The following is a 24,230-nucleotide window of genomic DNA, read 5'->3' on the forward strand; positions in this document are numbered from 1 at the left end:
ATCCGCCCGCCCCGCCCGTCTACAAAGGAGAACCGTCATGTCCGAAGTCGTCATCACCGGCAAGCCGAAGAAGTCGGTCGCCCTGTCCGGCGTCGCCGCCGGCAATACCGCACTGTGCACCGTCGGCCGCAGCGGCAACGACCTGCACTATCGCGGCTACGACATCCTCGATATCGCCACGGCCTGCGAGTTCGAGGAAATCGCCTACCTGCTGGTCCACGGCAAGCTGCCGAACATCGCCGAGCTGGCCGGCTACAAGAAAAAACTGAAAGCCCTGCGCGGCCTGCCGGCCAGCGTCAAGGCCGTGCTCGAAGCCCTGCCGGCCGCCAGCCACCCGATGGACGTGATGCGTACCGCCGTGTCGGCGCTCGGCTGCACGCTGCCGGAAAAGGACGACCACAACGCCCCCGGCGCGCGTGATATCGCCGACCGGCTGATCGCCTCGCTCGGCTCCGCGCTGCTGTACTGGTACCACTTCGCCACCAACGGCAAGCGCATCGACGTGGAAACCGACGACGATACGGTTGGCGGCCACTTCCTGCACCTGCTGCACGGCGAGAAGCCGTCGGCACTGTGGGTGCGCGCGATGCACACCTCGCTGGTGCTGTACGCCGAGCACGAATTCAATGCCTCGACCTTTACCGGCCGCGTCATTGCCGGTACCGGGTCCGACATGTACTCGGCCATTACCGGTGCCATCGGCGCGCTGCGCGGCCCGAAGCACGGCGGCGCGAACGAAGTCGCCTTCGAGGTGCAGAAGCGCTACGAAAGCCCGGACGAGGCGGAAGCCGACATCCGCGCCCGCGTCGAACGCAAGGAAGTCGTGATCGGCTTCGGCCACCCGGTGTACACGCTGTCCGACCCGCGCAACAAGGTCATCAAGGAAGTCGCGCGCGAGCTGTCGGTCGAAGCCGGCGACCTGAAGATGTTCTCGATCGCCGAACGGCTCGAGAGCGTGATGTGGGACATCAAGAAGATGTTCCCGAACCTCGACTGGTTCAGCGCCGTCAGCTACCACATGATGGGCGTGCCGACCGCCATGTTCACCCCGCTGTTCGTCATCGCCCGCACGACCGGCTGGGCTGCACACGTGATCGAACAGCGTGAAGATGGCAAGATCATCCGTCCGAGCGCCAACTACTTCGGTCCGGAAGACCTCACCTTCGTACCGATCGAGCAGCGCTGAGCTGCTCCGGCCCCGCCCCCGTGGCGGGGTCTGCATACCGACACGACCGGCCCCCGCGCCGGCACCACGATTCACTGCAAGGGAAAAACATGTCCGCCCACATCTCCAACGTCCGCCCCGATCCGGATCAGGTCCTCGTCGACATCGCCAACTACGTCGCCGATGTGGCCATCGAATCGCCGGAAGCCTGGAACACTGCCCGCCTGTGTCTGATGGACACGCTCGGCTGCGGCCTCGAAGCCCTGTCCTACCCGGCCTGCACCAAGCTGATGGGCCCGATCGTTCCCGGCACGCTGGTGCCGAACGGCGCCAAGGTGCCGGGCACCCAGTTCCAGCTCGATCCGGTCCAGGCCGCGTTCAACATCGGCGCAATGATCCGCTGGCTGGACTTCAACGACACCTGGCTCGCTGCCGAGTGGGGCCACCCGTCCGACAACCTTGGCGGCATTCTTGCCACGGCCGACTGGGTGTCGCGTGAACGCGTATCCCGTGGCCAGGCGCCGCTGACCATGCGCGACGTGCTCGAAGCCATGATCAAGGCGCATGAAATCCAGGGCTGCATCGCCATCGAGAACAGCTTCAACAAGGTCGGTCTCGACCACGTGGTACTGGTCAAGGTCGCATCCGCCGCTGTCTGCGCCAAGCTGATGGGCGCCAGCAAGGAAGAAATCGTCAATGCCGTGTCGCAGGCCTTCGTCGATGGCCAGAGCCTGCGCACCTATCGTCACGCCCCGAACACCGGTTCGCGCAAGAGCTGGGCCGCCGGCGACGCGACCAGCCGCGCCGTGCGCCTGGCCCTGTTCACCATGAAGGGCGAAATGGGCATCCCGGGCGTGCTGTCGGCCAAGACCTGGGGCTTCTACGACGTGCTGTTCAAGGGCAACCCGTTCAAGTTCCAGCGCGGCTATGGCAGCTACGTGATGGAAAAGGTGCTGTTCAAGATCTCGTTCCCGGCCGAATTCCACAGCCAGACCGCCGTCGAATGCGCAATGACGCTGAATGCCAGACTCGCTGCCGCCGGCAAGTCTGCCGCCGACATCCGGAAGGTCACCATCCGTACCCATGAAGCGTGCATCCGCATCATCGACAAGAAGGGCCCGCTGTCGAACCCGGCTGACCGCGACCATTGCATCCAGTACATGGTTGCCGTGCCGCTGCTGTTCGGTCGCCTGACTGCCGCCGACTACGAAGACGTGATCGCCGCCGATCCGCGCATCGACGTGCTGCGCGACAAGATCGTCTGCGTGGAAGACCCGCAATTCACCCGCGACTACCACGATCCGGAAAAGCGCAGCATCGCCAACGCGCTGACGGTCGAACTCAACGACGGCACCACGCTGGACGAAGTGGTCTGCGAATACCCGATCGGCCACCAGCGCCGCCGCACCGACGGCATCCCGCTGCTGGAAGCCAAGTTCCGCACCAACCTGGCCCGCCGCTTCCCGCAAAAGCAGCAGGAAGCGATCTTTGCCCTGTGCAATGACGCGAAGACCCTGCTCGACACGCCGGTGAATGCCTTCACCGACCTGTGGGTCATCTGACCTTCCTGTCTTCAGGCCAAAAACCCCGGATCTTGCGATCCGGGGTTTTTTGTTGGCCGGGTGCCTATGAGTGCTCGATCAGCATGACGGCCATGGTGTCCGCTTCCAGTGCCTCGAACACGTGCGCCGTGTCCGCCGAGTAACTGATGTAGTCACCGGCCGCCAGTTCGACCGGCTGTTCCACCGGGCCGATCCGCGCCCGCCCGGCGCCAACGATCACGTGCTCGATGGTGCCGGGCAGATGCGGACCGGACAGCCGGGGCGCACCGGGCTGGACCCTGATCCGGTAGAGATCGCGCTGCGTCCCGGCCGGGCACGCGGCCAGCAGCGTTGCCGCATAGTTGCCCTGCTCGGAGACGGTTGCCGCTCCCTCGCCGGCACGGATCACCTGCACATGCCGGCGCGGCTGGCCGATCAGCCGGGTGACCTGGACATCAAGCGCCATGGCCAGCGACCACAGCGTTTCCAGGCTCGGGTTGCCGATACCGGCTTCAAGCTGTGACAGCGTCGACTTGGCAATGCCGGCCCGTCTGGCCAGTTCGGTCACCGACAGACCCAGCCGCTCGCGCTCGCGGCGGATCGATGCAGACAGCAGTCCGATCGGGGTATGCGCTTTCAGCGCGGCAGCATCCGGGGAATCCTTCATTCGTTCACCATGTCATTCATTTGTTCGACTTGACGAACGATAGCCGATAATTCAGCATATCGGTCAATCGTTCGGTTTAACGGATTGTAGCCGCAGGCAGCACCGCGGCCAATCGTCGACAAAGGAATTCTGCATGAACCCCAGGACTCGTGGCGCACTGGAAATGACAGCGGCCATGACCATCTCCGGCACGGTCGGCTGGCTGGTCATCGAAACCGGGCAGACAGCCCCGACCGTGGTGTTCTGGCGCTGCGTATTCGGCGCCGTGGCCATGCTGGTTGCCTGTGCGCTGCGCGGCCAGCTGCGGCCGGGCATGCTCAGCGCACGCCAGCTGGGCATCGTGCTGCTCGGAGGGGTCGCGCTGGTGCTGAACTGGACGCTGCTGTTCGCTGCCTACCCGCTGGCTTCGATCTCGGTCGCCACGGTCACCTATCACACCCAGCCGTTCATGCTGACCGCACTGGGCGTGCTGCTGTTCGGTGAGCGGCTGACGGGAGACAAGGCTGGCTGGCTGCTGATCGCCTTTGCCGGCATGGTGCTGATCGTCACCGGCGGGCAGACCGCCGGCGGAACCGGCTCGAACTATCTCGCCGGCATCGGCATGGCGCTGGGGGCGGCATTCTTCTATGCCATTGCAGCAGCGATCGCCAAGCAGCTGAAAACCGTTTCGCCCTATCTGATCGTGCTGGTGCAGATGCTCGTCGGCTCGGTGCTGCTGGCGCCGTTCGCCGGTCTTGCCACCCTGCCGGCAGACAGCGGGGCCTGGGCGCTGCTGGTCACGATCGGCGTGGTCCATACCGGCCTGATGTCGACCCTGCTGTATGCCGCGATCCAGAAGATTCCGACCAGCCTGGTCGGGGCGCTGTCCTTCATCTATCCGGTGGTCGCCATCCTGGTGGACCGGGCGGTATTCGGCCACCGGCTGGACCTGATCCAGTGGCTCGGCACGGCCGCCATCCTGGCTGCGGCAGCAGGCATGAACTTCGGCTGGAAGCTGCTGCCGGGCAGGCGTTTCCCGCGTGACCGGCACCGGTCTCCCCCGGCCTGAAAACAGCTGCAACAATCTGCAACAGCCGGCCCTGTCCGCACGACAAGGGCCTACTATTCAGCGTGAAGGCACCGGCGCATGAACGGTGCCATGACCTCAAGGTCATCGTGCCCAGGCCCCCGGGACCCGATGACGCTCCCCCCGGCGGCACCTCATGAATCAAAGGAGAGCCGCTGATGCGCTATCTGCTTGTCGCCCTGTCACTGATGCTTGGCCCCGCTGCCTGTACCCAGGCCCGGATCGGCATCGGCGTTGCCACGCCAGGGCTTGCCATCGGCATCGACATCCCGGTGTACCCGGATCTGGTCCGGGTGCCGGGCTATCCGGTCTACTACTACCCGGACGCCGGCACCAACTACTTCTTCTACGACGGACTGTACTGGGTATTCCAGGGCGACAACTGGTACCGGAGCAACAGGTACAACGGCCCCTGGCAGTGGGTCGGGCCCGAATACGTGCCGCTGTATGTGCTGCAGGTACCGGTGCGCTACTACCGCTATCCGCCACCGTACTTCCGCGGCTGGCATGCCGACCAGCCGCCACGCTGGGGACACGACTGGGAAGCCCGCCGTCCGGGACGGGATCACCGGGAGCCGTACGCAGCCCCGGCGCCGTTGCCATCCTATCCGCAGCCATACCAGGGGAACCGCGCTCCCCGCTCGACGGAACAACAGTACGGAATCCGGTCACAGCCCGCGCCGCGTCCGCCGGGGCCTCCGCAAGGCCGGTACCCGGATCAGCCGCGCGCAGCGGACGGCATGCCGCACGGCCCGCGGGGGCAGCAGGACGGAGAAGACGGGCGTCCGCATGACGGGCCGGACGGGCAGCGGCAGCAACATCAGAGGCCACGGCAGGACTACCCCGGGCATCAGCAGGGAGAATCGCATCAACGGGGCGCGAGGCAGTCGTTCCCCGACCCGCAGCCGTAAGGCCGATACCCTCTGTTCCGGCGCCAGCGGGTTGAGTGGAAGGCACACTGGCCAAGGCCGGTGTGCCGGGATCACCGGCGCGGCTACTGCGTCAGCGTGTCTGCCCACGCCGCCACCGCACGGATATCGTCCGGCGTGGTCCGGCAGCAACCGCCGATCAGCCGGGCGCCGGCCGCATGCCAGCCCCGCGCCGACTCGGCAAAGCGACTGGCGTCAGCCTGGCCGTGCCAGCACTTGTGTTCGGGATCATAGTCCTCGCCCGAGTTCGGATAGACCAGGACCGGCTTGCGGGTGGTGGCCGCCGCTGCGGCCACCAGTGACGGAATATGCGCCGGCGCGGTGCAGTTGATGCCGACCGCAACCACTTGCGCAAAGCCGTCCAGCGCCGCCACGCACTCGGCCAGCGGCGTGCCGTCGCTGACATGTGCGTCATCGCGGCAGCTGAAGCTGATCCATGCCCGTGCAGCGGGGAAGGATTCCGCCAGCAGGCGGGCAATGGCCAGCGCCTCGTCCAGGCATGGCAGGGTTTCGCAGGCCAGCAGGTCCGGTTCCGCCGCCAGCAGCTCGACCAGCCGCGGCCGGTGGAAAGCCATCAGCGCGTCGATATCCAGCCCGTAGTGGCCGCGGTACTCGGAGCCGTCGGCCAGCATGGCGCCGTACGGGCCGACCGACGCCGCCACCAGCGGCCGCGAACGGCCAGCATGGTGTTCTGCCCGGGCCCAGAATGCGTCACGCGCCTCGCGGGCCAGTTCGACCGAACGGCGCATCAGCGTGCCGGCAGCGGCAGCGTCCAGCCCGCGCCGGGCAAAGCCCTCGAACGTGGCCTGATAGCTGGCGGTGGTGGCGACATCGGCACCGGCAGCGTAATAGTCTTCATGCACCTGACGAATCAGCGCCGGTGCTTCCATCAGCACCCGGGCGGACCACAGCGGATCGTTCAGGTCACAACCGCGGCGTTCAAGTTCGGTGGCCAGGGCACCATCGAGAATCATCAGCGGTCGGGCAGCCAGCAGGGCCGCGATCGGGTCGGTCGTCATGGTCAAGCTTTCCTTAATGCGGAAACGGTACAAAGGGAGGGCTCCAGCATAACGGAGCGCCGCGCGCGACGCGATGCTTGCCGACAGCCCCCAGCGGCGTAAACTTCCGGGATGGCTACATCAGGCGGGCATGCATGATTGCCGTGGCGCCGAATGCGCCGACGGATACCCATTTTGTCCGGTGCGGTAATACGCTGCCGGAAAACAGACCGGTTTTTTCCATTGTCGACGGCAACGGACCGCACTCCGGTTGCCGCCAGCCCCACCCCCCTGCATAATCTCCCGCCATGAAATTCCTTTCCGACCTGCTTCCGGTCCTGCTGTTCTTCGTCGCCTACTACATTACGCGCGACATGTTTGTCGCGACCGGCGTGGCCATCGCCTCCACCGCCATCCAGGTCGGTCTGGCCTGGTACCGCCATCGCAAGATCGAAACCATGCAATGGGTATCGCTCGGTCTGATTGTCGTACTCGGCGGCCTGACGTTGCTGCTGCACGACAAGCGCTTCATCATGTGGAAGCCGACCGCGCTGTACTGGGCCATGGCCATCGGCATCGCCGTCAGTGAATGGATCTTCAGGAAGAGCCCGCTGAAAGCCATGATGGGCGCGCAGATGACGCTGCCCGAGCCGGTATGGCGCAAACTGGCGCTGGCCTGGGTTGCCTTTTTCGCCGCCATGGGTGCACTCAATCTTTTCGTCGCCTGGACCTTCAGCGAAGAAGTCTGGGTCAATTTCAAACTCTTTGGCGGGATGGGCCTGATGTTCGCCTTTGTGCTGGCACAGGGCTTCGCACTCTCCCGCTACATTGAGGACAAATCCTGATGCTATACGCCCTTATCGGCCAGGATCGCCCCGGCTCGCTCGACGCGCGCCTGGCCGCCCGCCCGGCTCATCTGGAACGCCTGCAGGCCCTGCAGAACGAAGGCCGTCTGGTGCTGGCCGGCCCCTGCCCGGCCATCGACAGCCCGGATCCGGGCCCGGCCGGCTTTACCGGCAGTGTCGTCGTCGCCGAGTTCCCGTCGCTGGCCGAGGCACGCGCCTGGGCCGATGCCGACCCGTATGTCGCCGCCGGCGTCTATGCGCAGGTCGACATCAAGCCGTTCAAGCGGGTGTTCTAGGCGTGAGCCTCGAACAACTGATCGCCGAGCGGCTCGCGTCGCTCGAACCGGAAAGCCTCATGCTGGATGATGAGTCCTCGCAGCACGCCGGCCATGCCGGCAACAGCGGCGGCGGACACTATCATCTGACTCTCGTCAGCGCGGCATTCACGGGCCTCAATGCCGTGGCCCGCCATCGTCTCGTCTACGGTCGCCTGAGCGACCTCATTCCGCACCGGATTCACGCCCTCTCGATCAAGGCTTACGCCCCGGACGAGTTGTGAACCGTCAACTGGAGAATCACCCCATGCGCATTCGTCATTCGCTTACCGCCATCGCCTTCTCGCTGCTCGCCGCCGGCGCCATTGCCGCCCCGGTCGCCGTCGTCAACGGCACCCAGATCCAGCAGTCGTCGCTGGACGAAGCCGCCACCGCCGTCGTCCGTGCCAGCAACGGCAAGGTCAAGGACACCCCGGAACTGCGCAATGAACTGAAGCAGCAACTGATCAACCGCGAAATCATCCAGCAGGAAGCCACCCGCCGCGGTCTGGACAAGAGCGCGCAGTTCAAGCAACGCCTGGACGCCATCCGTGGCGACCTGCTGCAACAGTCGCTGTTCGAAGACATCGCCAAGCAAAGCCCGGTCAGCGACGCACAGATCCGCGCCGAGTACGACAAGATCAAGGCCGCTGCCGCCGGCCAGAAGGAAGTCCACGCCCGCCAGATCACCGTGGGCACGGAAGCCGATGCGCAAGCCGTCATCGCCCAGCTGAAGAAGGGCGGCAGCTTCGAGGCACTGGCCAAGCAGAAGTCCAAGGACCCGGCAGCCAAGCAGAACGGTGGCGACATGGGCTGGGGCAACCTCGGCATGATGGCCAAGCCGCTGGCCGACGTGCTGAAGCCGCTGGGCAAGGGTCAGTACACCACGACCCCGTTCAAGACCGACCTCGGCTGGATGGTGTTCAAGGTTGAAGACACCCGCACCGCCAAGTTCCCGACCTTCGAAGAAGCGAAGGGCCAGCTGGGTCGCCAGATGCAGAATGCCGCAATCGAAAAGACCATTGCCGATCTGCGTGCCAAGGCCAAGATCCAGTAATATGGCTTTCCGGCGCCGCCGGTCTCCGGACCGGCGGCTTTTGACATCAGAAACTCTAAATCGACTGCACGACCATCACATGCGCAAACTTCTCACGCTGAGTCTGCTCGCCGCCACGCTCGCCGCGCCGGCCTTCTCCGCCCAGGGTATCCAGGTCAACGGCACGCTGGTGCCGCAGGCCCGTGTCGACGCCTTCGTCAAACAGATGACCGCCCAGGGTCAGCCGGACAGCCCCGAGCTGCGCAATGCCGCCCGTGACCGCGTGGTCATGACCGAGCTGCTGCGCCAGGAAGCCGTCAAGAAGGGCCTCGACAAGAGCCCCGAGTACAAGTCCGAGCTGGAAAACGTGCAGTCCGCGTTGCTGGCCAATCTGTATGTCCGCGATTACATGAAGTCGCATCCGATCAGCGAGGCCGAACTCAAGGCCGAGTATGAGCAGATGAAGTCGCAGATGCACCAGAAGACCTACCACGCCCGTCATATCCTGGTGAAGACCGAAGCCGAAGCCAGGGCCGTCATCGACCAGCTGAAGAAGGGCAAGAAGTTCGAGGACCTGGCCCGCGCCAGGTCGCTGGACACCGGCAGCAAGGACAATGGCGGCGACCTCGGTTTTGTCGATCCGGCACAGCTGGTGCCCGAATTCGCCAATGTGATGACCAAGCTGGCCAAGGGCCAGATCACCCAGACCCCGGTCAAGAGCCAGTTCGGCTGGCACGTGATCCAGCTGGTCGACAGCAAGGACGCCGATTTCCCGCCGTTCGACCAGGTCAAGGCCCAGCTCGAACAGCAGGTGCAGGGCAAGCGCTTCGATGCGTTCCTGAACCAGCTCAAGACGCAGGCCAAGGTCCAGTAATCACGGCCCTGCTCCTGCATCCCGAAAAGCCGCCTCCGGGCGGTTTTTTCTTGCCCATCCTTGCCGCCCGCAGGAAAAATTTGCCGCCTGTGGCAACAGTGTGTATAGTGCGGCGCTTCGCTTAGCAAGCGCCTGATCACTGCAACTGGTGTGGTCAGGCTGCATCGAATCCCGGCCCCCGCCTGCTTCTGTTGATACGGCACCACGGTCTGTCTTCGATGTCTCGTGGTTTCCGTCGTCCCGCCGCCTCCTGCGAGCGGGTCTCAACGTCCGTATCCCGAACAGGCTGAGCGTCGTTTTGTTACCCAACAAGGATTCGCATGCAAGATCAAAACATTATCGCCGATACCGCCATCACCGCTGATACCGCCGCTGTTGACACCGTCAACGTCGCTGCTGCCGAAGCCGTTGAAGCCGTCACCGTCACCGTTGACAGCGCCGACGCCGGCAACGTGTTCGAGGCACTCGGCCTCGACGCCCGCCTGATCACGGCACTGGACAATCTGGGCATCAAGACCCCGACCCCGGTCCAGGCCGAAGCCATTCCCCTGCTGCTGAACAACCGTGACCTGATGGCCTCCGCCCAGACCGGTACCGGCAAGACTGCCGCCTTCCTGCTGCCGGCGCTGTCGCGTCTGCTGGAAGCCCCGGTCGGCCGCAGCCGTGGCCCGCGCATCCTGGTGCTGGCTCCGACCCGTGAACTGGTTCAGCAAGTGGCCAAGGCCGCTGAACAGTTCTCGACCAAGATTCCGCGCGTCAACGTTGTCAGCATCATTGGCGGCACCTCGTTCCGCATCCAGAACCAGATGCTGACCCGCCCGATCGAAGTGATGGTTGCCACCCCGGGCCGCCTGATCGACCAGATGAAGTCCGGCCGCATCGACTTCTCGCGCCTGGAAATGCTGATCCTGGACGAAGCCGACCGCATGCTGGACATGGGCTTCTCCGAAGACGTGCTGGAAATCTCCAGCCAGCTGCCGCGCAACCGTCAGACCGCCTTCTTCACCGCGACCATGACCCGCCGCGTGCTCGACTTCGCTGACGAATTGCTGCGCAATCCGGAAACGATCGAAATCGCCGCGCAAACCGCCCGCCACGAAAACATCGACCAGCAAGCGATCTACGTTGACGACCTCGACCACAAGCGTCGCATCGTCCGTCACCTGCTGGCCCAGGACAACGTGACCCAGGCCATCGTGTTCGTCGCCACCAAGCGCGACTGCGACACCCTGGCCGACGAACTGAACGTCGACGGCCTGCGCGCCGATCCGCTGCATGGCGACATGCAACAGCGCGACCGCAGCCGCACGCTGACCCGCCTGCGCAACGGCCAGACCGAAGTGCTGGTTGCCACCGACGTGGCCGCTCGCGGCATCGACGTCGCCGGCATCAGCCACGTGATCAACTTCGACCTGCCGCGCTTCGCTGAAGACTACGTTCACCGCGTGGGCCGTACCGGCCGCGCCGGCCAGACCGGCATCGCCGTGTCGCTGGTGGGCCGCAACGACCTGTTCCCGCTGAAGAAGATCGAACGCTTCACCGGCCAGAAACTGAACGTGACCGAAGTCGCCGGCATGGAAGCCCGCTTCAAGCCGCAAGACCGCCGCGAAGGCAGCGGTGGTGGCCGTAGCGGCTACGGTGGCAAGGGTGGCCGTCCGGGCCAGGGCCAGGGGCGCGGTGGTTACGGCGATCGCAACCGTGGTTTCGCTCCGCGTGACGGTGCCGCGCCGCAACGTCGCGAAGGCGGTTTCGCCCCGCGTGATGGTGGTGCCCCGCAACGTCGCGAAGGTGGCTTTGCCCCGCGTGACGGCGCCGCGCCGCAACGCCGCGAAGGTGGCTTTGCCCCGCGTGACGGTGGTGCTCCGCAACGTCGCGAAGGCGGCTACCCGCCGCGTGACGGCCAGGGCCAGCGCCGCGAAGGCGGTTTCGGCAACTCCCGTTTCGGCGGCCAGCGTGACGGCGAACCGCGTCGCGAAGGCGGCTTCAGCCAGGAAGGCCGTCGTGACGACAACCGCGAACGCCAGTGGGGTCAGCGTGATGACCGTCGCCCGAGCACCGGCAACACCGGTGGCAACGGCCGCCGCTACCCGGGCAACAGCGAGTATTGATAGCTGCCGCGCGGGTTGATACCCGCCGACAGTCAAAAAATCCCGCCCCACCTTTACGGTGGGGCGGGATTTTTCATTGCCGGCCGGCGGAACAGCTATTGCGGCTGCGGAACGGGGTGACGGGAAAAGTGCCAGATGGCGCCGCCGCACAGCACCAGCCCGCCCACGGCCAGCAGCCCGCCGACAAGGCCGACATGGGCCAGCCCCAGCTGGCGGCTGACCACGCTGCCGAGCAGGGCGCCGGCGCCGATGCCGATATTGTAGATACCGGAATACAGTGACATTGCCACATCAGTCGCATCCGGCGCCTGGGACATGACCTTCGACTGCATCACCAGACTGAAGCTCATGATGGCCCCCCCCCATGCCGCACTCAGTCCGCCCAGCGCCACGGCACTGCCGGACAGCGGCAGCAGCAACAGCAGGCACAGTGCCAGCCCGCCGATGCTCACCAGCACAAAGCCCTTCGGAAAGCGGTTGCTGTAGCGGCTGAACAGTACCGAGCCCAGAATGCCGGCACCACCGAACAGCAGCAGCAGGACCGTGGTCATGTCGCCGCTCAGCTGCGCCACGGTCTGCGCAAACGGCTCGACATAGCTGTAGGCGGTGAATTGTGCGCTGATAACCAGCACGGTCAGCAGATAGAACACGACCAGCCTTGGCCGGCGGAACAGGATCGGCAGGCTGGCGAGCGAACCCGCATTGCGACTGGGCAGCAGCGGCAGCGCTTTCATCAGACACAGCAGGGTCAGCCCGGCCAGGGCCCCGATCAGCAGGAAGGTCGAGCGCCAGCCAAGCGCCTCGCCGATCACCCGCCCGAGCGGGATGCCGAGCACCATGGCCAGCGAAGTACCGGTAGCCAGCAGCCCCAGCGCCTGGACCCGCTTGCCCTCCGGCGCCACGCGCACCGCAAGCGACGCGGTAATCGACCAGAACACGGCATGGGAAATGGCAATGCCGATCCGGCTCAGCAGCAGGATGGCAAAATTCCAGGCAATACCGGACAGCAGATGACTGCCGATAAACAGCAGGAAAACCAGCAACAGCAGGCGACGACGTTCGATATTGCGGGTCAGCAGCATCAGCGGCAGCGAAGCCAGCGCCACCATCCACGCATAGATCGTCATCATCAGCCCGACCGTGGCGACCGGCATGTCGAAACTCCGGCCGATATCGCTCAATAGCGCGACCGGTACGAACTCGGTGGTGTTGAAGATAAAGGCGGCCAGCGCCAGGGCGACAACACCGAGCCAGCGACCGGCTCGCGCATCCACGGGAAGAGTCATTTAACGGCGTTCAGGGTAAAACGCCATTTTCGCGCGTCGTGTCCTTTCACGCCACGGCGGCAAGCTGGGCCAGATGCCCGCCCAGGTCCGTGCCACGGCCGCCGGCATTGACGGTATCGAAGTAATCATGCCAGCCCGAGGCGGCAATGCCGCCCAGCAGCGCATCGAGCGCGGCCTGATCGGCCAGCCGCCACAGGGCGAAGAAACGCTGCGGTGCGGGATGCAGGCTGCCGGCCTCCACCTCGCCCATGGCGAGCACCTCGACCCCGAGGGCCATCAGCGCCCCCATGCCGGCGCCCACGCCGTCGAAGAACCGCTGTCGGCCAGCCGGGTCCAGTGCCAGCCAGGCCGGTTTCGGTGAATAGAGTTCGGCCAGATAGTGCGCCATGGGATTTTCCTTGTTTCAGGTGGGTGAGAACGGGGTGGCCGGTGGCGGCCGGCCGTCACGGCCGGCATCGGTCCGCAGCCAGATACGCTGCAGCAGGCGGCTCAGCTGTTGCTGCTCCGCCGCGGTCACATCGGCGAACAGCGTCGCGATCCAGCGCGAATGCTCGTCGGCCAGCATGGCGGCCGTCTCCCGGCCGGCGGCCGTCAGCCGGACCGTGACCCGGCGCCGGTCAAGCGGATCGGCGGCACGGACGACAAAGCCGTCGCGCTCCAGCCCGTCGAGCAGGCCGGTAATGGTGGCGCGCGTCACCCCGGCCCGTTCGGCCAGTTGATGCGGCGACAGACCGTCCCCGGCGTCGAGCAGCAGAAACAGCAGCACGAACTTCCCTTCCGACAGCCGGTGACGCCCGAGCCGGGTCGCACAGTCGCGGTCAATGGCCGCGCCCAGCGCCAGCAGCCCGAAGCACAGCCGCACCTTGTCCAGATCCGGCTGTTGCCGGCGCCCCGCCCCGTCGAGCAGGGCCAGATGTTTTTGTTCAAGCCAGTTCATGAGCCGACTTATAATATGGCACCTAATCATTTGTCAAACCCGAACCGCCGCCGTTCCCCTGCCCGCCCGGCAGGCATTTGCCCACCCGGCGCCCGCGCGCATTGCATCCTGCCCGCGTTCATAAGAAAATCGGGACGTTCACCGAAGCATGACAATGCCCGGCCATTACGCCGGGCATTGCTACTGCTACCCCAACTCAAGCGGTTTCACGACGGTTGCGAGACAAGCGTCCTGAAACCGCTGCAAATGAATACGAGACATGAAAGCCTCCGAAATCCGTCAGAAGTATCTCGACTTCTTCGCGAGCAAAGGTCACCAGGTGGTTGCTTCCAGTTCGCTGGTACCGTGGGAAGACCCGACGCTGCTGTTCACCAACGCCGGCATGAACCAGTTCAAGGACGTGTTCCTCGGCTTTGACAAGCGCCCGTACACCCGCGCCACCACGTCGCAGAAGTGTGTCCGCGCCGGCGGCAAGCACAACGACCTCGAAAACGTCGGCTACACTGCGCGTCACCACACTTTCTTCGAAATGCTGGGCAACTTCAGCTTCGGCGACTACTTCAAGCGCGACGCCATCCACTACGCGTGGGAATTCCTCACCTCGTCCGACTGGCTGAATCTGCCGAAGGACAAGCTGATGGTGACCGTGTACGCATCGGATGACGAAGCGTTCGACATCTGGAACAAGGACATCGGCGTCCCGGCCGACAAGATCGTCCGCATCGGCGACAACAAGGGTGCCCCGTACGCCTCGGACAACTTCTGGCAGATGGGTGACACCGGCCCGTGCGGCCCGTGTACCGAGATTTTCTATGACCACGGCGCCGATATCTGGGGTGGCCCTCCGGGAAGCCCAGAAGAAGACGGTGACCGCTTCATCGAGATCTGGAACAACGTGTTCATGCAGTTCAACCGCGATGAAAGCGGCACCATGAACCCGCTGCCGAAGCCGTCGGTCGACACCGGCATGGGCCTGGAACGCATCTCGGCCGTGCTGCAGCATGTGCACTCGAACTACGAGATCGACCTGTTCCAGAACCTGATCCATGCCGCCGCCCGTGAAACCGGCGTGCCGTTCAGCATGGAAGAGCCGTCGCTGAAGGTCATCGCCGACCATATCCGCGCCTGCAGCTTCCTGGTTGCCGACGGCGTGATGCCGAGCAATGACGGCCGCGGCTATGTGCTGCGCCGCATCATCCGCCGTGCCATCCGCCACGGCTACAAGCTCGGCCAGAAGGGCCTGTTCTTCCACAAGCTGGTGCAGGACCTGACCGACGAGATGGGCGATGCCTATCCGGAACTGCGCCAGAAGCAGAGCGTGATCGAAGACGCGCTGCGCCAGGAAGAAATCAAGTTCGCCGAAACGCTGGACAAGGGCATGGCGCTGCTGGAACAGGCGCTGGCCAATGGCGACAAGGTGCTGGACGGCAAGACCGCCTTCCAGCTGTACGATACCTTCGGTTTCCCGCTCGACCTGACCGCCGACATCTGCCGCGAGCGCGGACTGAGCGTCGACCAGGCCGGCTTCGATGCCGCCATGGACACCCAGCGCGCCCAGTCGCGGGCGGCCAGCACGTTCAAGATGGGCGGCAAGCTCGACTACGACGGCGCCGACACCTGCTTCGAAGGCTATACCGAGTCCAGCAGCGAAGGCCGCGTGCTGGCGCTGTACAAGGACGGTCATCCGGTTGACAGCCTGGCGGCCGGCGATGACGGCGTGGTCGTGCTCGACCGCACGCCGTTCTACGCCGAAGGCGGTGGCCAGGTTGGCGACGTCGGCACCCTGTCGGCCGGCGGCGGCGTGGCCGCGCTGTTCGACGTGCTCGAAACCAGCAAGATCACCGCGACCTCGTTCGGTCACCGCGGCAAGCTGGTGCGCGGCGGCCTGAAGGTCGGCGACAGCGTGACGGCGACCATCGACCTGCACGTGCGCCTCGCCACCCAGCGCAACCACTCGGCGACCCACCTGATGCATGCCGCGCTGCACGAAGTGCTGGGCAAGCATGTCGCCCAGAAGGGTTCGCTGGTCAATGCCGAACGTACCCGCTTCGACTTCTCGCACGGCCAGCCGGTCACGGCAGCGGAAATCGCCGAGATCGAACGCGTGGTCAATCATGTCATCGCGGCCAACTACGAAGTGACCGCGACGCTGATGCCGCACGACGAAGCGCTGAAGACCGGTGCCATGGCACTGTTTGGCGAGAAGTACGGCGATGTGGTCCGGGTGCTGAAAATGGGCGACTTCTCGACCGAGCTGTGCGGCGGTACCCACGTCAAGCGCACCGGCGATATCGGCCTGTTCAAGATCGTGGCCGAATCCGGCGTCGCCGCCGGCATCCGCCGCATCGAGGCCTTCACCGGCGAAGGTGCGCTGCGCTACATCCAGGCGCAGGACGCACTGGTGCAACAGGCCAGCGCCGCGCTGAAGGCACAAAGCCATGAGGAAGTGGTCAGCAAGATCGCCGGCCTGCAGGACCATGTCCGCACGCTGGAGAAGGAAGTCGGCCGGCTGAAGGGCAAGCTGGCCGCCAGCGCCGGTGACGAACTGGCGGCCGGTGCGGTCGACGTGGCCGGCGTCAAGGTGCTGGCAGTCGAACTCGACGGCGCCGATGTCGCCACGCTGCGCGACACGCTGCAGACACTGAAGGACAAGCTCGGCAGCGCCATCATCGTGCTCGGCAGTCACAGCGACGGCAAGGTACAGCTGGCCGCCGGCGTGACCGCCAACCTGACCGGCAAGGTCAAGGCCGGCGAACTGGTCAACCACGTTGCCGCCCAGGTCGGCGGCAAGGGGGGCGGCAAGCCGGATACGGCCATGGCCGGCGGCACCGAACCGGGCAAGCTGGCCGGCGCACTGGCCAGCGTGCAGGGCTGGGTCGCCACCAGGCTGTAAGCCGCCGGCAAAGCAGGAAAAAGGCGACGGGGTATCGTACCCCGCCGCCTTTTTTTCCCCTGCTTCTGCTGCCGGAGATTCTGTCCGGCAATGAAAAACGGCGCCAGGGTTTCCCCCGGCGCCGCTGTCATGTCCGGCCGCAACGGCCGGTCAGGCGTCCTGTCACACCATCAGGTACGACGACTGGGTCAGCCCGTGGCGGAAGGCGCCAAGGTACTCGCCGCGCTCGGCATCGCTGAGCGGCGCACCGGCCAGCTTGTCGTGGTAGCGGCGCATCAGCTCGTCCGGCGACAGGTGGACGTAACGCAGCATGTCCTCGATGGTGTCGTGCTCCTCGATCCCGCCCCAGTTGATGCGGCCGGCGTCATCGGCATAGACGTTCACGCTGTCGGTATCACCGAACAGATTGTGCATGTCGCCGAGAATCTCCTGGTAGGCACCGACCAGGAACACGCCCAGCAGGTAGTCGTCGCCCGCCTTCACTTCATGCACCGGCATGGTCGATTCGATCGACTGCTGGTCGACATACTGCGTGACCTTGCCGTCGGAGTCGCAGGTCAGATCCTGCAGCACGGCGCGACGGGTCGGCTGTTCGGTCAGGCGGTGGATCGGCGCAATCGGCAGCAACTGGCCGATGGCCCAGGTATCCGGCAGCGACTGGAACACCGAGAAATTGCAGAAGTACTTGTCGGCCAGCTTCTCGCTCAGTTCGTCGAACACCGGGCGGTGCGCACGCTGCAGCGTGTTCAGGTCACGATAGATCCGGCGGCCCAGCGCGGCGTAGCACTGTTCGGCAAATGCCTTCTCGCGCAGACCGGCCACGCCTTCGACATACATGTCAGCCACGGTCGACACATACTGGCCGGCACGGAAATAGGTTTCCGTCATGGTCAGGATGTCTTCGCTGGAGGCCAGTTCGTACAGCTTTTCCAGTGCGGTCGGCAGCTCTTCGATATCGGCCAGCGACTTGATGTCCGGCATGTCGTCGTTGCGGCGCTCGACGTCGGTCACGTTCATCACCAGCACCGCGTGATGGGCGGTCAGCGCACGGCCGGACTCGCTCATCAGGTGCGGGCAGCGGATGCCCTGCTCTTCGCAGAAGTTCTTGGTCATCGACACGATGGTCTCGGCGTATTCGCCGATGGTGTAGTTGACCGAACTGGCATTGCGCGAGTGGGTGCCGTCATAGTCGACGCCCAGACCGCCGCCGACGTCCATGTGATCGAGCGGCAGGCCGAGGCGCGCCAGTTCGCCGAGGTAGCGCAGCGCTTCGCGGAAGCCCTGGCGGTAGTCGGCGATGTTCGCAATCTGCGAACCCATGTGGAAGTGCAGCAGCCGCACCGAATCCTTCAGGCCGGCAGCGATAAAGCGGTCGGCCACCGTCAGCAGCTGTGCGGCGGACAGGCCGAACTTAGCCTTGTCGCCGCCGGTATCGGCCCACTGGCCGGTGCCCTGCGACAGGCGCACGCGCAGGCCGACATTCGGCACCACACCGAGCTTCTGCGCTTCCTCGATCACATACTGGACCTCGATTTCCTTCTCGATCACGATGAAGACTTCGTGGCCGAGTTTCTGCCCGATCAGCGCCAGGCGCACGAACTCGCGGTCCTTGTAGCCATTGCAGGTGATCTTGCCGCCCGGATGCGCGAGCGCCAGCACGGCCATCAGCTCGGGCTTGGAGCCTGCTTCGAGGCCGATCGGCAGCGTTTCGTCGGCGATGATCGCCTTGATCACCGCTTCCTGCTGGTTGACCTTGATCGGGTACAGCAGCGTGTAGCCTGCCGGATATTCCCAGTCCTTTCGGGCCTGGTCGAAGCCGTCGATGATGCGGCGGGCACGCTGCTCCAGAATGTCGGGGAAACGGACCAGCAGCGGCAGTTGCAGGCCGCTGGCGCGCAATTCGCCAACCAGTTTGTGCAGATCGATCGGGTGGCCATCCTTGCCATGCGGGCGCACGACGACACTGCCGTTGTCCCCCACGTCGTAGAAGTGACTTCCCCAGTGCCGGATCCCGTAGAGATTCCGGCTGTCATTGACAGTCCAAGCCATGAAACGTTGTCCTTTAACGCACGGCGCACGAGTGCTCAGGTGATGCACGCCAGATTAAAAAACCCGTCCTCCGTTTCACGGCTTTGGGCCGAATAGCGCCTAGAGAGTCTTCAAGCGGGATGGCGCCGCCTGTCGGGAACACGGGGCGGGCTACACCCCGTGTCCTCCCAGAATCGCGTTGGAGCCGCGACTCTTTTGTTGCGGGGACGTTCGGAAAGGCGCGAATTCTAACAACAATGTTTTTGCGATGCGGAATTAATTTTCCGTGTCAAGGCGAACGGTCAAAATATTGAACACCAGCAGCAGGTAAGCGCTTGTTCGCCCAGCAGAAAAACGGTCCATAGTCAGCCACATGGACGCAACGCCGCTCACCCGCCGCCGCGGGGTGTTTAAGATATTTTGTGCAGGGGTTTCCGGGATGACCGGCATGTCGGCCGGGTTGTCACCACGACAGGAGGAAGACCACCGGGTTTGACGTCAATCAATTGTCATTACCCGACTTCGTCAGACAATAGCTACCAAAGCCCGGTCACCCCGACGGGGACATCCACAGGAGCGCTTCCGCCATGGAACTCATGCTTGATCTCTTTTCGTCCGATGTCGGCATCCTGAGCCTGCTCGTCATCCTCATCACGCTGGGCATCGTCTGCACCTGTATCGTTTACTTCATCCGCAAGTCGCACGAAGCGCCGCCGGAAGACGCAAAACAGTAACAGGCAGCACCGGACCCGGCGCCGCCGCAGGGAAACCCCGTTTCGCGCGGCCGTTCTGCGTGGACAGGGGACATGGACAGTCTGAAACGGCGGCGACCCGGTGGGCTCGCCGCCGTTTGCCGTTGATGCCGGCGGCCGTCAGTCGGCGACTTCGACCCGGTCGCGGCCGTTGTTCTTGGCCGCATACAGCGCCAGGTCGGCGCGGATCAGCATGGCGGCAAAGGTTTCCGGCCGGGCGGGATCATGGCTGGCCACGCCGATGCTGACCGTCAGGTGCAACGGCGCAATGCCATCCAGCAAGATCGCCTGCTTGCCGATGGCGACGCGCAGCCGTTCGGCCACCAGCACCGCATCGGTCAGGCCGGTTTCCGGCATGACGATGGCAAATTCCTCGCCGCCAAGCCGCCCCGGCACGTCGCTGGCCCGCAGGGTGTCGATGCAGCAGCGCACCGTGGCCCGGATGGCCTCGTCGCCGATATGGTGCCCATGGCTGTCATTGATGCGCTTGAAATGATCGATGTCGAGCATCAGCACCGACAATGGCCGCTGATGGCGCATGGCCAGCTGCAGCAGGCCCTCGCCACGCTCCAGCAGGCTGCCGCGATTGGCGATGCCGGTCAGCGTGTCAGTGGTCGCCAGCACCTGCAGGCGCTCTTCCAGCGCCCGCCGGGCCGTAATGTCGTTGATGCCGATCAGCAGCGCCGGCCCGTCGTCGAACAGGATCGCGCTGGCCGAGACCAGTACCCACATGGCCTCGCCGTCAGGTCGCACCAGCGGCATTTCCCGGCCGGACACATCGCCGGCCTCGTCGACCTTCTCCACCAGCCAGACCCGCTCGACCTCATCCAGCCGCAACTGGCGCTGATCCGGATCGTCATCACCGGGGGCCAGCAGTTCCGCCGATGGCGGGTTGGCGAACAGCACCCGGCGCGCGTCCGGCCGGGTGACGATAACCGGTGTCGGCATCGCATTGACCAGGCGGCGGAAGCGGGCCTCGCTGGCGCGCAGCCGCTTCTGGTGCTCGAGCAGGGCCGCATGCCGGCGGCGGTCGCGGCGGTACAGCAGGAAAATCCCCGAACCGAGCACGGCCAGGATCGCCCCGGCGGCACCGGCCACCAGAATGCGTCCATGCCAGTCGGTCAGATAATCGCGTTCGGACAGGCCGACCGCCAGCACATAGGGCATGCCCGGCAGCCAGCCCCAGCTGTACAGACGCATTTCGCCATCATTGATCGAGCGGAAGCGGACCACCCCGCCGGGCTGGCCGGCAGCCATCTGCCCGACCATCGGGTGATTGCCCGGCGTCCCCCGGACCCGCGCAGCCGGATAGCGGGCCACCACGTCCAGCGCCGTGTCGCGCAAGGCCACGACACCATGCGGGCCGTAGTCGGTACTCGACAGCATGTCCTCGATATAGCTGATGCCGACATCGCTGAGCAGCAGACCGGCAAAGTGGCCGTCGGCAGTATGGATCCGGCGGACGATGGTCACGATATGCCGCTTGTCGATCCGGCTGTACATGGGCCGCGAGTAATACACCTTGATCGACGGGTCATCGCGCATGATGCGCAGGTAGTCGCGGTCGGACACGTCCGCCGTCCAGACCTTGCCGTAATGGTCGAGCGCCAGCAGCCGTCCATCCGGGCTGACCACGCCGACCTGCCCGGCCTGCGGCAGGCGGCCGCTGTAATAGCGCAGCACCTGTTCCAGCCTGGCCCGGTCGACCGGGTCCCGGGCCGACAAGTGCTCGACCCAGCGCGTATGGACCCCGCCCTCGACGGCGATCAGCACCAGTTCCACTTCCCGGAACATGCCGACCAGGCGCGACTCGAGCAGACGGCGCAGATTGCCGGCACTGGCTTCCGCCCGGCTGACTTCTTCATGCCGAGACTGGTAGAGTTCGATGGCCTGGAAACCGCACAGCAAGACGCCGAACAGCAGGGCCAGCAGCGGAACGACGCTGGAGAAGGCGGCCGACTCCCCGATCAGACCGGGCGAGCGAAGACGGCGACGGCGGGGACGAGGCAAGGGGAAAAGATCCGGTAGGTCATTTTAGACCCGCGATTGTAATCGCAACTTCATGCCGCACCCTAACTCATGAAGCATAATTTCTACCGGATGACATGGATTATGCCGGTTGCAGCAGCTGACTCAGCCGCTCGCTGTCGAGAATTTCGATCTCGCGCCCGTTGACGCTGATCAATTGCTGGGTGACCAGCTGGTGCAGCGTGCGGGACAGGGTTTCCGGGGTCAGGTTCAGCCGCGACGCGATCAGGTTCTTGTTGACCGGCAGCACCACGCAATACCCCTGGGTATCCTCGTCGGCCACGCATTGCAGCAGGAAGGCGATCACGCGCTGAACCGCATTCTGCATCGAATACGACTCCACATCGCGAATCAGCCCGTGCAGGCGGGTCGACAGCCCGGCCAGCATCGAGCGGGCAAAACGCGGGTCGGCCTCGATGGCACCGACGATGGCGCGTTTTTCCACCATCAGCAGGAAAGAATCCTCCAGCGCCTGGGCCATGACCGGATAGCTGCGATCGAGGAACATGACCGCCTCGCCGAAGCTCTGCCCGGGCCGGATCAATTCGACGATCTTCTCGTTGCCCTGCGGTGCCGTGACCGACAATTTGACCATCCCGGTGATCAGCAGATGGACGCCGTCACAGACGTCGCCACGCTGGAACAGCACCTGACCACGCGGATAGCGCAGTTCATGCACGTGCGGCAGCAGGCCACCGATATCGGTTTCTGACAGCGCCCCGAACAACGGGTGGTGACGCAGGCAGCCGCGCAAATCTAACTGTGACATTCCGGACTCCATGACAAACCGATCAGCCGCGATTGTGCCGCTTTCCGGCCCGGTTGAGGAATCCTTCTACCTGACTATGGACAGCCGGGAAGGATTACCTTGATGCGTCTCAAGGACGCTGCCCCGGCGGGGCCGTGACACTGTGGTCGGGCCACGGTGCATGCCTCCCGCCCCGCGGGCGGAAGCACGTGAAAAAAGTGTCGGTTTCCCGCCCGCTGGCCCATACCGGAGAAGCCGGTGCCCCCCGTTGGCCATGGGGACAGCTTGCCGATGGCCTTGATCCACGTCAATGACGCACAATCCACCGGCAACCGACACTTTCCCACCTTCAATCCGGTATCCGTCATGGCCCTGTTCTCCGCCCCCCACCGTTCCCTGTTCCTCTGCGGCGCGCTCGCAGCCATCGCCACGATGGCCTGGTGGTGGATGGTCCACTTTTCGGCCGCGCCGCCGGCGCTGAGCGTGGTACCGAGCCAGGCGCACGGCTGGCTGATGCTGTACGGGATCTTTCCGTTCTTCATGTCCGGCTTCATCCTGACCGCGGGCCCCAAATGGCTGGCGGTACCGCCGCCGCGGCCGCCGCGCTGGCTGGCCGTGGTCGCGCTGATGGCGGCCGGCCTGCTGACCGTGCTGGCCGGCACCCGGCTGTCCGCACCGGTCGTACTGGCCGGGATGGCGCTGTATACCCTGGGTTTTGCCGGCCTGACCCTGGTCTGGTTCGACCGGATTCGCGCCAGTCGCGCGCCGGACCGGCTGCATGCCTGGATGGTGCTGTGCGCGTTCGTGATCGGCGTGATCGGCCTGCTGTGCGGGCTGGCCTGGATCGCGGCCGGTGATGCGCGCCTGTGGCTTGCCACCCGCAGCCTGGCGCTGTGGGGTTTCCTGCTGCCGGTATTCCTGACCGTCTGCCACCGGATGGTGCCGTTCTTTACCGGCAATGTGCTGCAGCCCTACACGGTCTGGCGGCCACGCTGGTTGCTGTTCGCCATGCTGGCCGGCAGTGCGCTGCACGGACTGGCCGAGCTGACCGGCGTCACGTCGTTCCCGGTCGATGTCGCCGCCGCGCTGCTGCAGTGGTACGTATGCTGGCGCTGGCAGGTCTGGCGCACCTTCCGCGTGCCACTGCTCGGCATGCTGCACGCGGCCTTTCTCTGGTGCGCGATCGCCTTCAGCCTGTATGCACTGCAGTCCGGGCTGGCGCTGGCCGGCATCTGGGTCGGCGGCTATGCACCGCTGCACGCCATGACCGCCGGCTTCTTCGCCACCATGCTGCTGGGCTTCGCCACCCGCGTCACGCTGGGCCACAGCGGTCGCCCGCTTCAGGTCGGCCGGGTGCTGATCCTGGTCTATCTCGGCATGCACCTGGTCGCCCTTTCCCGCGTGCTGTCCGATTTCCTGCCGGCGGCACGCGGCCCGCTGCAGATGGCGGCGGCGATCGGCTGGCTGCTGGTACTGGCCGTGTGGGCCTGGAAAGTGGTTCCGATCTACCTGAAACGCCGCGCCGACGGTCAGCCGGGATAAGGGGCCTGCCGCCCGCAGGCGGCGTCCGGCGGACCACGTGTTATCCTTCAGGCATGGATACCTGGATGCAGTGGCTGGTCGTCGCGCTGTTGGCGCTGGCGATGGAACTCTTCTCCGGCAGTTTCTTTCTGCTGGTGCTTGCCGTCGGTCTGGCGGTCGCCGCCCTGCTGGCCTTTCTCGGCCTTGATGCGGCGGTCCAGGCCGCAGCGGCCGGCGTGGTCACGCTGGCCGGCTGGAGCCTGCTGTGGCGCAAACGCCGCAGCCTGCACCCGTCCTCTCCCCCGATGTCCCTCGATGCCGGCGCCCCGGTCCAGCTGTTGACCTGGACCGGCCCGACCCAGTGTCGCGTCCGCTACCGCGGTGCAGAATGGGAGGCCGAACTGATCGGCCCGCGCCATCCGGACGAACGCTACGTGGTCGCCCGCCTCGACGGCAACACCCTCGAAATCACCGCAGACAATGCGTAAGAAAGG

General features: G+C 65.1%; 22 protein-coding genes. 14 read left to right on the forward strand and 8 right to left on the reverse strand.

Annotated elements, in window-relative coordinates; genetic code table 11:
* The first annotated feature begins 37 nt into the window (after positions 1 to 37).
* Positions 38 to 1,186: a bifunctional 2-methylcitrate synthase/citrate synthase gene (prpC, locus tag Q352_RS0107770; protein ID WP_028498865.1), complete on the forward strand. Its 1,149-nt coding sequence runs from the start codon at positions 38 to 40 to the stop codon at positions 1,184 to 1,186.
* 89 nt (positions 1,187 to 1,275) lie between these two features.
* A complete protein-coding gene (locus Q352_RS0107775; protein ID WP_028498866.1) occupies positions 1,276 to 2,727 on the forward strand; it encodes a bifunctional 2-methylcitrate dehydratase/aconitate hydratase in 1,452 nt (483 codons plus the stop codon).
* A gap of 64 nt (positions 2,728 to 2,791) precedes the next feature.
* Here Q352_RS0107775 and Q352_RS0107780 read toward each other — a convergent pair whose 3' ends face one another.
* Entirely contained in the window at positions 2,792 to 3,373 is a 582-nt protein-coding gene (locus Q352_RS0107780; protein WP_028498867.1) for a helix-turn-helix domain-containing protein, read from the reverse strand.
* Positions 3,374 to 3,506: 133 nt separating this feature from the next.
* On the opposite strand from Q352_RS0107780, the gene Q352_RS0107785 reads away from it, so the two are divergent.
* Complete coding sequence (locus tag Q352_RS0107785) at positions 3,507 to 4,421, forward strand: DMT family transporter (protein WP_028498868.1); 915 nt, start codon at positions 3,507 to 3,509, stop codon at positions 4,419 to 4,421.
* Positions 4,422 to 4,597: 176 nt separating this feature from the next.
* Positions 4,598 to 5,350 (forward strand): hypothetical protein, encoded by a 753-nt coding sequence (locus tag Q352_RS20225; RefSeq protein ID WP_051528765.1) that lies wholly within the window; start codon positions 4,598 to 4,600, stop codon positions 5,348 to 5,350.
* A gap of 83 nt (positions 5,351 to 5,433) precedes the next feature.
* Here Q352_RS20225 and mmuM read toward each other — a convergent pair whose 3' ends face one another.
* Positions 5,434 to 6,387 (reverse strand): homocysteine S-methyltransferase, encoded by a 954-nt coding sequence (gene mmuM / locus Q352_RS0107795; RefSeq protein WP_036385624.1) that lies wholly within the window; start codon positions 6,385 to 6,387, stop codon positions 5,434 to 5,436.
* A gap of 287 nt (positions 6,388 to 6,674) precedes the next feature.
* On the opposite strand from mmuM, the gene Q352_RS0107805 reads away from it, so the two are divergent.
* The 6 genes from Q352_RS0107805 (at position 6,675) to Q352_RS0107830 (ending at position 11,543) form a co-directional block, all read left to right on the forward strand.
* Positions 6,675 to 7,211, forward strand: a complete 537-nt coding sequence (locus tag Q352_RS0107805) for a septation protein A (RefSeq protein ID WP_028498870.1) — start codon at positions 6,675 to 6,677, stop codon at positions 7,209 to 7,211.
* Positions 7,211 to 7,507 carry a YciI family protein gene (locus Q352_RS0107810; protein ID WP_028498871.1) on the forward strand — a complete coding sequence of 99 codons (297 nt, stop codon included), beginning with the start codon at positions 7,211 to 7,213 and terminating at the stop codon, positions 7,505 to 7,507. The genes Q352_RS0107805 and Q352_RS0107810 overlap by 1 nt, the downstream gene beginning before the upstream one ends.
* A gap of 2 nt (positions 7,508 to 7,509) precedes the next feature.
* Entirely contained in the window at positions 7,510 to 7,770 is a 261-nt protein-coding gene (locus Q352_RS0107815; RefSeq protein WP_028498872.1) for a BolA family protein, read from the forward strand.
* A 23-nt stretch (positions 7,771 to 7,793) separates the two neighbouring features.
* The gene (locus tag Q352_RS0107820) at positions 7,794 to 8,582 is read left to right on the forward strand and encodes a peptidylprolyl isomerase (RefSeq protein WP_028498873.1); all 789 of its coding nucleotides are present in this window, start codon (positions 7,794 to 7,796) and stop codon (positions 8,580 to 8,582) included.
* A gap of 79 nt (positions 8,583 to 8,661) precedes the next feature.
* A complete protein-coding gene (locus tag Q352_RS0107825) occupies positions 8,662 to 9,435 on the forward strand; it encodes a peptidylprolyl isomerase (RefSeq protein ID WP_028498874.1) in 774 nt (257 codons plus the stop codon).
* A gap of 320 nt (positions 9,436 to 9,755) precedes the next feature.
* Positions 9,756 to 11,543, forward strand: coding sequence for a DEAD/DEAH box helicase (locus tag Q352_RS0107830; RefSeq protein ID WP_028498875.1), 1,788 nt, complete (start codon positions 9,756 to 9,758; stop codon positions 11,541 to 11,543).
* Between the two features lie 95 nt (positions 11,544 to 11,638).
* Here the strand turns inward: Q352_RS0107830 and Q352_RS0107835 are convergent, their stop codons facing one another.
* The 3 genes from Q352_RS0107835 to Q352_RS0107845 are packed head-to-tail and all read right to left on the reverse strand — an operon-like array spanning position 11,639 to position 13,766.
* Positions 11,639 to 12,829, reverse strand: coding sequence for a sugar transporter (locus Q352_RS0107835; RefSeq protein WP_028498876.1), 1,191 nt, complete (start codon positions 12,827 to 12,829; stop codon positions 11,639 to 11,641).
* A 46-nt stretch (positions 12,830 to 12,875) separates the two neighbouring features.
* The gene (locus Q352_RS0107840) at positions 12,876 to 13,217 is read right to left on the reverse strand and encodes a DUF6616 family protein (protein WP_028498877.1); all 342 of its coding nucleotides are present in this window, start codon (positions 13,215 to 13,217) and stop codon (positions 12,876 to 12,878) included.
* A gap of 15 nt (positions 13,218 to 13,232) precedes the next feature.
* Positions 13,233 to 13,766: a MarR family winged helix-turn-helix transcriptional regulator gene (locus Q352_RS0107845; RefSeq protein WP_028498878.1), complete on the reverse strand. Its 534-nt coding sequence runs from the start codon at positions 13,764 to 13,766 to the stop codon at positions 13,233 to 13,235.
* A 259-nt stretch (positions 13,767 to 14,025) separates the two neighbouring features.
* On the opposite strand from Q352_RS0107845, the gene alaS reads away from it, so the two are divergent.
* A complete protein-coding gene (alaS, locus tag Q352_RS0107850) occupies positions 14,026 to 16,659 on the forward strand; it encodes an alanine--tRNA ligase (RefSeq protein ID WP_028498879.1) in 2,634 nt (877 codons plus the stop codon).
* 162 nt (positions 16,660 to 16,821) lie between these two features.
* Here the strand turns inward: alaS and speA are convergent, their stop codons facing one another.
* Positions 16,822 to 18,708: an arginine decarboxylase gene (gene speA / locus Q352_RS0107855; RefSeq protein WP_028498880.1), complete on the reverse strand. Its 1,887-nt coding sequence runs from the start codon at positions 18,706 to 18,708 to the stop codon at positions 16,822 to 16,824.
* 566 nt (positions 18,709 to 19,274) lie between these two features.
* Here speA and Q352_RS22750 point away from each other — a divergent pair.
* Positions 19,275 to 19,421 (forward strand): DUF3149 domain-containing protein, encoded by a 147-nt coding sequence (locus Q352_RS22750; protein WP_084299955.1) that lies wholly within the window; start codon positions 19,275 to 19,277, stop codon positions 19,419 to 19,421.
* Positions 19,422 to 19,559: 138 nt separating this feature from the next.
* Here the strand turns inward: Q352_RS22750 and Q352_RS0107865 are convergent, their stop codons facing one another.
* Positions 19,560 to 21,449 carry a sensor domain-containing diguanylate cyclase gene (locus Q352_RS0107865; RefSeq protein ID WP_028498881.1) on the reverse strand — a complete coding sequence of 630 codons (1,890 nt, stop codon included), beginning with the start codon at positions 21,447 to 21,449 and terminating at the stop codon, positions 19,560 to 19,562.
* A gap of 100 nt (positions 21,450 to 21,549) precedes the next feature.
* Entirely contained in the window at positions 21,550 to 22,236 is a 687-nt protein-coding gene (locus Q352_RS0107870; protein ID WP_028498882.1) for a Crp/Fnr family transcriptional regulator, read from the reverse strand.
* A gap of 345 nt (positions 22,237 to 22,581) precedes the next feature.
* Here Q352_RS0107870 and Q352_RS20230 point away from each other — a divergent pair, with 345 nt between their 5' ends.
* Together Q352_RS20230 and Q352_RS0107880 are read left to right on the forward strand one after the other, a co-directional pair.
* On the forward strand, positions 22,582 to 23,757 hold the full coding sequence (locus tag Q352_RS20230) for an NnrS family protein (protein ID WP_244879564.1): 1,176 nt from the start codon (positions 22,582 to 22,584) through the stop codon (positions 23,755 to 23,757).
* A gap of 65 nt (positions 23,758 to 23,822) precedes the next feature.
* On the forward strand, positions 23,823 to 24,224 hold the full coding sequence (locus Q352_RS0107880; RefSeq protein WP_051528767.1) for an NfeD family protein: 402 nt from the start codon (positions 23,823 to 23,825) through the stop codon (positions 24,222 to 24,224).
* Positions 24,225 to 24,230: the final 6 nt, after the last annotated feature.

The sequence above is a fragment of the Microvirgula aerodenitrificans DSM 15089 genome (assembly GCF_000620105.1).
Taxonomy (GTDB): Bacteria; Pseudomonadota; Gammaproteobacteria; order Burkholderiales; family Aquaspirillaceae; genus Microvirgula; species Microvirgula aerodenitrificans.

Bases quoted from the DNA above. Each gene is read 5' to 3' on its own strand.
- prpC (WP_028498865.1), top strand. From the start codon at position 38: ATGTCCGAAGTCGTCATCACCGGCAAGCCGAAGAAGTCGGTCGCCCTG.
- Q352_RS0107775 (WP_028498866.1), top strand. From the start codon at position 1,276: ATGTCCGCCCACATCTCCAACGTCCGCCCCGATCCGGATCAGGTCCTC.
- Q352_RS0107780 (WP_028498867.1), bottom strand. From the start codon at position 3,373: ATGAAGGATTCCCCGGATGCTGCCGCGCTGAAAGCGCATACCCCGATC.
- Q352_RS0107785 (WP_028498868.1), top strand. From the start codon at position 3,507: ATGAACCCCAGGACTCGTGGCGCACTGGAAATGACAGCGGCCATGACC.
- Q352_RS20225 (WP_051528765.1), top strand. From the start codon at position 4,598: ATGCGCTATCTGCTTGTCGCCCTGTCACTGATGCTTGGCCCCGCTGCC.
- mmuM (WP_036385624.1), bottom strand. From the start codon at position 6,387: ATGACGACCGACCCGATCGCGGCCCTGCTGGCTGCCCGACCGCTGATG.
- Q352_RS0107805 (WP_028498870.1), top strand. From the start codon at position 6,675: ATGAAATTCCTTTCCGACCTGCTTCCGGTCCTGCTGTTCTTCGTCGCC.
- Q352_RS0107810 (WP_028498871.1), top strand. From the start codon at position 7,211: ATGCTATACGCCCTTATCGGCCAGGATCGCCCCGGCTCGCTCGACGCG.
- Q352_RS0107820 (WP_028498873.1), top strand. From the start codon at position 7,794: ATGCGCATTCGTCATTCGCTTACCGCCATCGCCTTCTCGCTGCTCGCC.
- Q352_RS0107825 (WP_028498874.1), top strand. From the start codon at position 8,662: ATGCGCAAACTTCTCACGCTGAGTCTGCTCGCCGCCACGCTCGCCGCG.
- Q352_RS0107830 (WP_028498875.1), top strand. From the start codon at position 9,756: ATGCAAGATCAAAACATTATCGCCGATACCGCCATCACCGCTGATACC.
- Q352_RS0107835 (WP_028498876.1), bottom strand. From the start codon at position 12,829: ATGACTCTTCCCGTGGATGCGCGAGCCGGTCGCTGGCTCGGTGTTGTC.
- Q352_RS0107840 (WP_028498877.1), bottom strand. From the start codon at position 13,217: ATGGCGCACTATCTGGCCGAACTCTATTCACCGAAACCGGCCTGGCTG.
- Q352_RS0107845 (WP_028498878.1), bottom strand. From the start codon at position 13,766: ATGAACTGGCTTGAACAAAAACATCTGGCCCTGCTCGACGGGGCGGGG.
- alaS (WP_028498879.1), top strand. From the start codon at position 14,026: ATGAAAGCCTCCGAAATCCGTCAGAAGTATCTCGACTTCTTCGCGAGC.
- speA (WP_028498880.1), bottom strand. From the start codon at position 18,708: ATGGCTTGGACTGTCAATGACAGCCGGAATCTCTACGGGATCCGGCAC.
- Q352_RS22750 (WP_084299955.1), top strand. From the start codon at position 19,275: ATGGAACTCATGCTTGATCTCTTTTCGTCCGATGTCGGCATCCTGAGC.
- Q352_RS0107870 (WP_028498882.1), bottom strand. From the start codon at position 22,236: ATGTCACAGTTAGATTTGCGCGGCTGCCTGCGTCACCACCCGTTGTTC.
- Q352_RS20230 (WP_244879564.1), top strand. From the start codon at position 22,582: ATGGCCCTGTTCTCCGCCCCCCACCGTTCCCTGTTCCTCTGCGGCGCG.
- Q352_RS0107880 (WP_051528767.1), top strand. From the start codon at position 23,823: ATGCAGTGGCTGGTCGTCGCGCTGTTGGCGCTGGCGATGGAACTCTTC.